The 9,480-nt window shown below is 72.5% G+C and carries 11 protein-coding genes; 10 read left to right on the top strand and 1 reads right to left on the bottom strand.

Annotated elements, in window-relative coordinates:
- The first annotated feature begins 496 nt into the window (after window positions 1-496).
- The 7 genes from AB0C33_RS50400 (at window position 497) to AB0C33_RS50370 (ending at window position 4,547) form a co-directional block, all read left to right on the top strand.
- Window positions 497-1,246: a hypothetical protein gene (locus AB0C33_RS50400; protein ID WP_358302737.1), complete on the top strand. Its 750-nt coding sequence runs from the start codon at window positions 497-499 to the stop codon at window positions 1,244-1,246.
- A gap of 1 nt (window position 1,247) precedes the next feature.
- A complete protein-coding gene (locus AB0C33_RS50395; RefSeq protein WP_358302734.1) occupies window positions 1,248-1,757 on the top strand; it encodes a hypothetical protein in 510 nt (169 codons plus the stop codon).
- Entirely contained in the window at window positions 1,754-2,266 is a 513-nt protein-coding gene (locus tag AB0C33_RS50390) for a hypothetical protein (RefSeq protein WP_352328891.1), read from the top strand. Before AB0C33_RS50395 ends, AB0C33_RS50390 begins: the two co-directional genes overlap by 4 nt.
- 9 nt (window positions 2,267-2,275) lie before the next feature.
- Complete coding sequence (locus AB0C33_RS50385) at window positions 2,276-2,449, top strand: hypothetical protein (protein WP_358302731.1); 174 nt, start codon at window positions 2,276-2,278, stop codon at window positions 2,447-2,449.
- Between the two features lie 18 nt (window positions 2,450-2,467).
- Window positions 2,468-3,010 (top strand): hypothetical protein, encoded by a 543-nt coding sequence (locus AB0C33_RS50380; RefSeq protein ID WP_358302728.1) that lies wholly within the window; start codon window positions 2,468-2,470, stop codon window positions 3,008-3,010.
- A complete protein-coding gene (locus AB0C33_RS50375; RefSeq protein ID WP_352354637.1) occupies window positions 3,007-3,399 on the top strand; it encodes a MauE/DoxX family redox-associated membrane protein in 393 nt (130 codons plus the stop codon). Before AB0C33_RS50380 ends, AB0C33_RS50375 begins: the two co-directional genes overlap by 4 nt.
- Window positions 3,400-3,470: 71 nt before the next feature.
- Entirely contained in the window at window positions 3,471-4,547 is a 1,077-nt protein-coding gene (locus tag AB0C33_RS50370) for a hypothetical protein (RefSeq protein WP_358302725.1), read from the top strand.
- 31 nt (window positions 4,548-4,578) lie between these two features.
- Here the strand turns inward: AB0C33_RS50370 and selD are convergent, their stop codons facing one another.
- A complete protein-coding gene (selD, locus tag AB0C33_RS50365) occupies window positions 4,579-5,571 on the bottom strand; it encodes a selenide, water dikinase SelD (RefSeq protein WP_358302722.1) in 993 nt (330 codons plus the stop codon).
- Window positions 5,572-5,698: 127 nt separating this feature from the next.
- On the opposite strand from selD, the gene selA reads away from it, so the two are divergent.
- From selA to AB0C33_RS50350, 3 genes are all read left to right on the top strand, one after another.
- Window positions 5,699-7,009: an L-seryl-tRNA(Sec) selenium transferase gene (gene selA, locus AB0C33_RS50360; protein WP_358302719.1), complete on the top strand. Its 1,311-nt coding sequence runs from the start codon at window positions 5,699-5,701 to the stop codon at window positions 7,007-7,009.
- 527 nt (window positions 7,010-7,536) lie between these two features.
- Entirely contained in the window at window positions 7,537-8,010 is a 474-nt protein-coding gene (locus tag AB0C33_RS50355) for a DUF6463 family protein (RefSeq protein WP_358302717.1), read from the top strand.
- A gap of 114 nt (window positions 8,011-8,124) precedes the next feature.
- Entirely contained in the window at window positions 8,125-9,414 is a 1,290-nt protein-coding gene (locus tag AB0C33_RS50350; protein WP_358302714.1) for a phosphatase PAP2 family protein, read from the top strand.
- Window positions 9,415-9,480 lie beyond the last annotated feature (66 nt).

Below are 9,480 nucleotides of genomic sequence, written 5' to 3'. Positions count from 1 at the left end.
GTCGCGAACCCCCACCCGAACGTCTTGTCCAGGAACGCCCACAGGAAGATCCAGCCGATCGCGATCCGGGCGACGGCCCAGACGTAGTCGACCGGACGTCGGCCGGCGGCGGTGATGCTCGGGTAGGTGACGGGCCTGTCGATCGTGGCGGCCATGACGATCCCCTTTCAGCGATGGTTCGTCGTTCTCTTCCGCGCCTCCATCGCACCGTTTTCCGCGCGCCGCGGGCAGTGTCCTACGACCGTCGGCCGAAGGACCTTGGTCCTCACCGCCGTGCCGCCGCGGTGGCCGCGCCCCCGTCTTCGGTGACCCGGTAAATGACGAAAATATGGCCATTTACCGACGCCGAAGTGACCGGGCCGTAATGGCACCTTTCTCCCGAACTTTCCCACGGAAAAACGTGTGGATCTTGTGTCTTGACCTGGGTGATGGCGCGTGTAAGGCTTCGAGCCAAATGATCTAGCGCCCGCGATCTGCCACGAAAGGCTGGGGCTTAATGGCGCATTTATCCTCTCTTCGTACCGTCAAGAATTCTCTCCTCCAACTGGAGGTCGAGGACGCCGAGGCCGCCTCGCTGGCCTCCTGGACCGGTCACGTCCGCTACACCCCGAAATACGGGTCGCGGAAGACCACCGCGGAAACCTGGGGGCTCGAACTCGCTCCCCTGTCCTCCCTCACGGCAGGCGTCAACTCGGTCCGCGGACGCGAACGAGAGCGCTTCTCCCTGGCGGGCGGCGAGGTCGTCGTCTACGACTGCGAGGATCCCTCCGACGCCAGGTGGGCCGCCTGGCTCGGCCCCTGGCACATGGCGCACGGGCTCTTCTACTCCCCCGAGTGGGAGTCGGCCGACATCGTCGACATGTTCAGCCGCGTGACGTGGCAGGACACCCCCGAGGGCATGATGGCCGACGGCGGCAAGCGGTTCGACGTCTCCATGGAGCTCTACGCGATCTCGATCGCGGGTGTGGGCACCATGACGGTCGAGCCGAAGCAGGCGGGGATCAACCGCATTCCCAAGTGGCGGGGCTACGGGGCGCCCTCGGGCGAGCTGTGGCGGCTGCCCGCGCCCCCGTCCGACTCGGTGGCCCCCTTCCTGCTGGTCACCGACACCGCCATCGTCACGCTGCATCCCTGGAACGCCCCGAGCTACAACAAGGCGGGCGTGGCGGCCCGCTCGGGCGCGGGCACCCCGGAGACCGCGGCCGACTTCCTGAACAAGGTCAAGCGCGTCGAGTGGCGGGCCTGACGTGGAACCGCTGACCGCGGTGGTCATCATCCTGGCCGTCCTGGTCGCTCTGCTGTTCGCGGCGGGGGCCGGACTCTACCGGCGGGTACGCGAACTGGAACTGGCCACCTACAACGGGGTCGGCGTGCGCTTCGCCGCGGCCGGGTCCGAGGCCCAGGCGAACGGGCTGGGCGTGCCCGGCGCCACGACCATGGTGATCAAGGTCAACCGTCGCTGCCCCATCTGCGACGACGTCCTGCTCGCCGCCGCCGGGATGGCGGCCGGCCTGCCCTCGGACCTGTCGTTCACCGTGTTGTCGGACGACCCCGGGTTCGACAAGTCCCTGCCCGATTCCATCCGGGTGATCAAGGACCCGGCGATCTGGCGCGCGGCGAGCGTGCCCTACAGCCCGGCCCTGCTCGTCGTGGACGAGAACGGCGTCGTGGTGTTCACGGCTCCGGTGGGGTCGGGAGAGGCGCTCACGGAGATCGTCGACCGAGCGGTCGCGAACAGAAAGGGAGTGAAGCTGTGAAGGCCGAGAAGCGGACCTCGATACTCGACCAGATACCCAGCGCCGAGGAGATGCCCGAGCAGGCGTTGCCGACGCGGGTGGGCGCCACGCGCGAGGGCTGGAGCAGGCGGCGCGTGCTCGGCATCGCCACCGGCGCCGCCGTGGCGACCGGGCTGGGCGTCCTCGACCTCCTGCCCTGGTCGAAGCCGCGCGGCGCGACGGCCGCCGCCTACACCGCGTGGGAGACCTGCCACGGCTTCGCCGACGCCGGTTCCGTCTGCGTGCCGTCCTCCGCGCTCTACTCGGGCAACTGCTCCGGCTCCTGGCACCGCAACGACGGCGCGTCCGGCACCTGCTACAACCTCCGCTACACCCACAACCCCTCCAGCTGTGACGGCAACAACGCCTGGAAGTGGTACGGCGGCGGCACCACCAGCACCCGCCGCATGTGCTCCGACGGCTGGTACGAGTACCACGACTGCGGCGGCGGCAACGTCTCCCGCTTCTCCATCTGCCGTACGGCGATCTGACCTGAGTTCATGAGCGACTCCGCCACCAGAAAATCCGTCCGCCTGCTGGTGCCCGGACTGGCACTGATCGCGGCGACGGAGGCCCTGGTGCTGTATTCGAGGGTTGCGGGCGCGGACACGAAGGGCTTCACCTGGCTGGTGGCCGCCCTCGTCGCCGGCTTCTCCCTCTCGGGCTCCGTTTGAAGCCTGAACAGCGCCTGGGTGCTGTCCTCGTCGGTCCGGCGGGGTGCTGATGTCGCCGGCTTCATCGCCGGATTGTTCGTGGGAGCGGGCGCCGTCACGTTCGTGCTGGTGGTCGTCGGCTCCGTGCTGCGGGCTCCGTTCCCCGCAGTGGTTCTGCAGATCATGGTCGCCGCGGCTGCGGTGATCTTCCTGCTGCGCGAGCTGGACGTGTTGTCCTTCCCGTTGCTCCAGAACGCGCGGCTCGTGCCGCAGTTCGTCACCAGGATCCCCTTCTGGGGCGCCGTGCAGTTCGGCGCCGAGATGGGCACGGGGATGCGCACGTACTCGCCGACAGGGCTGCCGCACATCATGGCGGTGGCGATCCTGTTCCTGGCGTCCTGGCAGGAGGCGCTCCTGGCGGGCGCCGGCTTCGCGGCGGCGCGGGCGATGATGCTCCTGACCTTCGCCCTCGCGCGGGACCGGATGGAGGCGGACACGGCGTTCTCCTTCACACTGCCGAAGATGAAGGTCCTGTTCGTCGTGCTCGCGGCGCCCGTGGTGGCGATGCTGGTGATCGGATGATCGCCCTCGTCGCCCGCTACGGGCTGGGTCTCGTCCTGGTGCTGGCGGTGCTCGGGAAGGCGCGCAACCTCGGCGCCTTCCGGAGCGGCCTGGCGGCCTTCGGGCTCCATGGACGGGTGGCCCGGGCGGGCGCCTTCACGGTGGTGACCGTGGAGGCGCTCGTCGCCCTCGCCGCCTTCTCCCCCGTCGCCGGCGACGTGCTGGTGGGTGTGGCCGGGACGTGTCTGGGCCTGTCGTTCACGGTGGCGCAGACGTATCTTCTGGTCATGGGCGAGCAGGCGGCTCCCTGCCTGTGCTTCGGCGCCGCGGAGCGGGCCTCGGCCCGCACGTTCGGCCGGGCGGCGCTGGTCCTGCTGATGGGGCTGGCGCTGTGGGGCGCCGCGGTCTGAGAACCGGCCCGACCCTCCGCCGGCCTCGTCGGGTGTTGCAAGTGAGGCGTCCACGACGGAGGGTTGGGCCGGTGACCGACGACGGGTTCGGCGAGAAGGTCATGAGCGATCGGCTGCGCACGTGGCGACGGCCCCGCGGGCCGGCGTTCGTCCCGCGCAGGGCGCTGGTCGCCGGGTCGGCCGCCGTCATGGTGGTCGTCGGCGGTCTCGCCGTCTTCCATGCGCGTTCGCCCGCCGGTCCGGACACCGGCGTGACGGTGGCCTCGCCGCCGCACGTCGTCCGGCCGCCCGCCCAGGCGCCGGCGCTGCCCGTCACCGGCCCGGCCGGGCGGGGCGTCCTGGTGTACACCGCCTGCCAGTCGCAGTGCCCCACCTTCCTGCTGCTCGCCGACGGCCGGCAGTTCCTGCTGGGCGCGCGGACCGTCAGCCCGCCGGGCAACATCACGCTCTCCCCCGACGGGCGCTGGCTCGGGCAACCCGTCAGAGGCGGGTACGAGGTCAGAGACCTGCTGGGCGTCGCGGTCCACCGGCTCGAACCGCCGACCGGCGGCGGCGCGGACAGCGCGTACAGTCCATGGGCGTGGTCGGCGGACTCCCGGCGGCTGATCGTCGGCTATCACTCCAGCGGGGACGTGCGCTCCTACCGGACGCTGGAGCTCCCGAGCGGCAATGCCCGCGAACTCGACCTGCCGCCCGGACGGGAGCCGGTCGGCCTGCCGCCGTCGGGCGAGCCGCTCCTCCTCGACATCGGACGGCACGACAGGCCGCCGCTCGACCGGGTCACGCTGGAGCACGCCGGCACCGGCCGCGCCCTCACCCTGACGTCCGGCGCGGGCGTCCTCAGCGACACCGACCACGGGCTGTCCGTGCAGGTGAGCGGTGAGCGGATCTTCACCCTGGAGTACTCCGGCGACCGGATCACGGTCCTGGAGTTCGACGTCACGGGACGGCAGGTGGCCCGCCTGCCGCTGCCGGCCGGCCGGTTCCCGGTCGGACCGGTGGACGGCGGCTTCGCCGTCGTCCAGGTCCCCCAGGACCAGGTCCGTGGGCGGCAGGAGCTGGCGGTGCTCTCCCCGTCGGGCGGCCGGCCGCTGTTCGACGTGCCCGGCCTGGCGGCCGTCGTCCTGCCGGGCGGGGCCCGGCACTAGACGGCCGCGGGGTTTCGCCCGGCGTCGGCGTTCAGGGACGGATGACGACGGTGTGCCCGGTGTGCTCGATCAGCTCGCCGACCACCGGGGCGCCGGGGATCTCCCCGGCTACCAGCAGCCCCCCTGAGGTCTGCGCGTCGGCGAGCAGCAGCAGGGTCTCCTCCGGGACGTCGCCGGGATCGAGATGCGGGGCCACCCAGTCGAGGTTGCGTCGCGAGCCGCCAGGGACGAACCCCTCCTTCACGGCCTGCGCCGCGCCGTCCAGCGTCGGCACGGCCGAGGCGTGCAGCACGGCGGTGACGCCGGAGGCGCGGGCCAGCTTGTGGAGGTGGCCCAGCAGGCCGAAGCCGGTGACGTCGGTGGCGCAGCGGATCCCGGCGGCCACGGCCTGGCGCGAGGCGTCCGCGTTCAGCCGGGTCATGGTCTCCACGGCGTGCGGGAACACCTCGCCGGTGTTCTTGTGCCGGTTGTTGAGCACGCCCAGGCCGAGCGGCTTGGTCAGGGACAGCGGCAGGCCGGGGCGCCCGGCGTCGTTGCGCAGCAGCCGGTCGGGTTCGGCGACGCCGGTGACGGCCAGGCCGTACTTGGGTTCGGCGTCCACGACGCTGTGCCCGCCGGCCAGGTGGCAGCCCGCCTGGGCGGCCACCTCCGCGCCGCCCCGCAGCACCTCGGCGGCCAGGTCGTAGGGCAGGAGGTCGGGGGGCCAGCACAGGAGGTTGAGCGCGACCACGGGCCGCCCGCCCATGGCGTAGACGTCGGAGAGGGCGTTCGCCGCGGCGATGCGGCCCCAGTCGTAGGGGTCGTCGACCACCGGGGTGAAGAAGTCGGCCGTGCTGATGAGCACGGATCCGTCCTGGGTGCGGACCACGGCGGCGTCGTCGCCGGATTCCAGCCCCACCACGAGCTCCGCCTCGGGATCTCGGGGGAACGGCATGCGTGCGTCGCCGAGCAGCGATTCCAGGTCCGCCGCGGGGATCTTGCAGGCGCAGCCGCCGCCTTGGGCGTACTGCGTGAGCCTCTTCATGATCACACCTTAAGACGATCACGGCCGCCATGATCGCTTTTCTGGCGGTTGATCATATGATGCCTGATCGGCCCCGGTACGAGACCTGGAGACACCGTGCTTCTCACGCCGAACGGACGTCCCTAGCATGACCGACCATCGTCGATCCATCCCGCGGACGGACACGCTGCTCGCCGACCCCCGGCTGGTCGAGGCCCGACGGCGGTTCGGCCACGCCCAGGTCAAGGCCGTGATCGTCGCGGCGCAGCGGCGGGCCAGAGAGGGCGAGCTCGCGCCGGAGGACGTCCTGACCGCGGCGCTGGCGGCCCTGCCCGCCTCCGCCGCCGGCCTGCGGCCGGTGATCAACGCGACCGGCGTGCTGCTGCACACCAACCTGGGCCGCGCCCCGCTGTCGGACGCCGCCCGCCAGGCTGTGCAGCTGGCCGCCGGGGTCACCGACGTCGAACTCGACCTCGACACGGGCGACCGGGGCAGACGGGGACGTACGGCGCTGGCCGCCCTGTCCGCCGCCGTGCCCGCGGCCGAGGCGGTCCACGTCGTGAACAACAACGCGGCGGCGCTCGTGCTGGCGGCCACCGCGCTGGCGGCGGGCGGCGAGATCGTGGTCAGCCGGGGGGAGCTGATCGAGATCGGGGACGGCTTCCGCCTTCCCGACCTGCTCGTCTCCACGGGGGCCCGGCTGCGCGAGGTCGGCATGACCAACCGCACCGCCCTGGCGGACTACGCCGACGCGATCGGGCCGCGAACGGGTCTGGTGCTGAAGGTGCATCCGTCCAACTACCGGATCGAGGGGTTCACGGCCGACGTCCCGGTGTCGCGGCTGGCGGCGTTGTGCCGGGAGCGGGGTGTCCCCCTCGTCGCCGACGCCGGCTCGGGGCTGCTGGCCCACGAGCCGCTGCTGCCCCGCGAGCCCGACGTCACGAGCTGGTTGACCGAGGGCGCGGACCTCGTCACCACCAGCGGGGACAAACTGCTCGGCGGCCCTCAATGCGGGCTGCTGTTCGGCCGCGCCGACCTCATGGACCGGCTGCGCCGCCATCCCCTCGCCCGCGCGCTGCGGGTGGACAAGATCACGCTGGCGGCGCTGGAGGCCACGGTCGCGGGCCCGCCGACGCCGACCTGGGAGAGCCTGCACGCCGATCAGGCCACGCTGCGCTCCCGCGCCGAGGACCTGGCGGCCCGGCTGCGCGACAAGGGGATCGACGCCGAGGCCGTCGACAGCCGGAGCGTGGTCGGCGGCGGGGGCGCGCCCGGGGTGTCCCTGCCGAGCGCCGCCGTCGCGCTGGACCGGCGGGCGGCCGCGGCCCTGCGCCGGGCGCAGCCGCCCGTGCTCGCCCGGGTGGAGAACGGCCGCTGCCTGCTCGACCTGCGCGCGGTGCCGTCCGGCCACGACGGGACGCTGCTGGCCGCCGTCCTCACCGCGTGGCCGCAGGGCTGACCGGGCCCGCCGTGGACGACCGCGGCGGCGCCGCGCCCGGGTAGCTCCGTGCCACCAGGGCCGCGTCGTTCCCACCCGGCCGAGCAGGGCGGAACCGCGGTTGCGCTGGAAGGGCAGGCCGACGTACGTCAGGCCGGGCACGGGGCTGACGCCGCCGGTGTGCAGCGGCACGTCGCCGGCCAGGGCGCCGGGCACCCGCATAGTCGGGCCGGTAGCCGGTCGCCCAGATCACGACGGACGGCGTGACGGTCTGCCCGCCGGCCGTCCGCAGCCGGCCGCCGTCGGCGGAGACGACGCCGTCGACGACGCGGACGCCCAGGCGGCGCAGTCGCCCGCGGGATCCGCGCGGTGCGCGGCTACCTCGCCCACGTGGTCGGCCAGGCGGACGCCGCCCACGCCCGCGGCCTGTCCTTCCCCGAGGCCGAGAGGGCGCTCGCATGAGGCCGCCGGAGACCGCCCCGGGAGAGGGAGCGGCATCCCCCTCGCGGGGGAGCACACCGGACGGCTCCCGGGAAAGGCTGGCAGGCATGAGCACCTCCTCCCCGCTCGCGACGGCCACACCGCCGGACCGGCTCACCATCTGGGCCGGGCGAGCCATGATCTTCATCGCCCTGGCGCACACCGCCGTGTTCGCCCCCCTCGCCCCCTGGGCGAGCTGGCTCGCCGGAGACCTGCGCGACGGCCTCGCGGACGGCGACTCGCAGGCGGTCTTCTGGGCGCTGCCCGGCGGGTTCGTCGTGGTGCTGGCGCTGCTGGGTCTGCTGGTGGCGCGGGCGGGACGGCAGGGACAGCAGGTTCCCGGATATGTCGGCTGGGCGCTCCTCGCCTGGGGGGCCATAGGCGTCGGCCTGATCGGAATGAGCGGTTTCATTACCGCGATCGTGCCTTCCGGGCTGCTCATCGCGGCGAACGTCATCGCGGTGCGGGAAAGGCGCGACCGGCGTGCCGTGCGCGGCGGCCATGATCGTCCCGGCGGCATCACCCGACGTCAGACCCCCTGAGAGGGCGCGATGCCTCGCTGCCGTTCCGGCGGGCCCGTTTTCGGACGTGTCGTTATCGGGTTTTCGCTTATTTGGCCGCTTAACGGCCTTGAGGCGGCATAGTAATTTTCTCAAATGCCTCAATCACGTGGTAGGCGACGGCCGGTCATCGCACGATGGCTGGCCGTCCTCGTCATCGCCGCCGTCATCCCGGCGGGACCGGGCGCATCGACCGCGTACGCGTCGAGCTCACAACCGCCCGAGAACGCCGTCGTCGTCTGGGACCGCAACGCCCAGACCGCCATCTGGGACGTCGCCGGCCAGCAGCCGCAGGTCCAGGCGCGCAGCTTCGCCATGGTGCACGGAGCCGTCTACGACGCGGTGAACGCGATCGCCGGCACCCCGTACCAGCCGTACCTGACCGCGCCGCGGGCCGACGGCGGGGAGTCGACGGAGGCCGCCGTCGCCACCGCGGCCTTCCGCGTGCTGAACAAGCTCTTCCCCGCCCAGCAGGCCCGGCTGACGACCCAGTACGACGAGTACCTCGCCACGATCGCCGACGGCGGCGCGAAACGACGCGGCGTCGCCGTGGGCGAGCAGGCGGCGGCCGCGATGATCGCCGCCAGGGAGAACGACGGCGCGTTCGGCGACCAGACCTGGCCGATCGGCACCCAGCCCGGCCAGTGGCGGCCGACGCCGCCCACGAACGCCTCGGACGGAGCCTGGGTCGGCGACCTCAAGCCGTTCCTCATCCCCAGCGCGTCGATGTTCCGCACCTCGGGCCCGCCCGCGCTGACCAGCTCCCGCTACGCCAAGGACGTCAACGAGCTGAAGCGGATCGGCGGTGCGGACAGCGCGGTCAGGACGCAGGACCAGACGCAGGCCGCGATCTGGTGGCACGACCGGCACCTGGCCGAGTGGGAGATCAAACGCCGGCTCGCCACGACCCGGCAGCTGAACCCGCTCCAGGCGGCCCGCATGTTCGCCATGGTCGACCTGGCCGAGGCCGACGCCACGACCGCCTGTTACAACGAGAAGGCGGCGTGGGCCTTCTGGCGGCCGGTGACGGCGATCCGCCTGGCCGACACCGACGGCAACCCCCGCACCACGGCCGACCCCGACTGGACGCCGCTGCTCGTCACCCCGCCGCACCCCGACTACACCTCCGGGCACACGTGCTTCACGGCGGCCAGCATGTCGGCGCTGACCCACTTCTTCGGCAGGGACGACATCCCCTTCAGCGGCTACAGCTCCGACTCGGGCACCACCAGGAGCTTCCGCGGCTTCTCCCACGCCCTGGCCGAGGTCATCGAGGCCCGCGTGTGGGGCGGCATCCACACGCGCACGGCGGACGTGCAGGGCGCGAAGATCGGCGCCCAGGTCACCGCCTACATGGTGAGGCACTACTTCCGGCCGAAGCGGTGAGGCCGGGCGACCCGCCCGCCCGCCGCTGAGACCGGAATCGCAGTGATCTCGAGACCTCCCCGTGCT

Origin of the sequence: Nonomuraea sp. NPDC048881, assembly GCF_040649795.1 — a bacterium.
Classification (GTDB): domain Bacteria; phylum Actinomycetota; class Actinomycetes; order Streptosporangiales; family Streptosporangiaceae; genus Nonomuraea.
This window is presented reverse-complemented; position numbering and strand designations above follow the sequence as displayed.

What these genes read in the sequence shown, in the direction of transcription:
- AB0C33_RS50400 (WP_358302737.1), top strand. Translation starts at nt 497, where the DNA reads ATGGCGCATTTATCCTCTCTTCGTACCGTCAAGAATTCTCTCCTCCAA.
- selA (WP_358302719.1), top strand. Translation starts at nt 5,699, where the DNA reads ATGACCGACCATCGTCGATCCATCCCGCGGACGGACACGCTGCTCGCC.
- AB0C33_RS50355 (WP_358302717.1), top strand. Translation starts at nt 7,537, where the DNA reads ATGAGCACCTCCTCCCCGCTCGCGACGGCCACACCGCCGGACCGGCTC.
- AB0C33_RS50375 (WP_352354637.1), top strand. Translation starts at nt 3,007, where the DNA reads ATGATCGCCCTCGTCGCCCGCTACGGGCTGGGTCTCGTCCTGGTGCTG.
- AB0C33_RS50350 (WP_358302714.1), top strand. Translation starts at nt 8,125, where the DNA reads ATGCCTCAATCACGTGGTAGGCGACGGCCGGTCATCGCACGATGGCTG.
- AB0C33_RS50385 (WP_358302731.1), top strand. Translation starts at nt 2,276, where the DNA reads ATGAGCGACTCCGCCACCAGAAAATCCGTCCGCCTGCTGGTGCCCGGA.
- selD (WP_358302722.1), bottom strand. Translation starts at nt 5,571, where the DNA reads ATGAAGAGGCTCACGCAGTACGCCCAAGGCGGCGGCTGCGCCTGCAAG.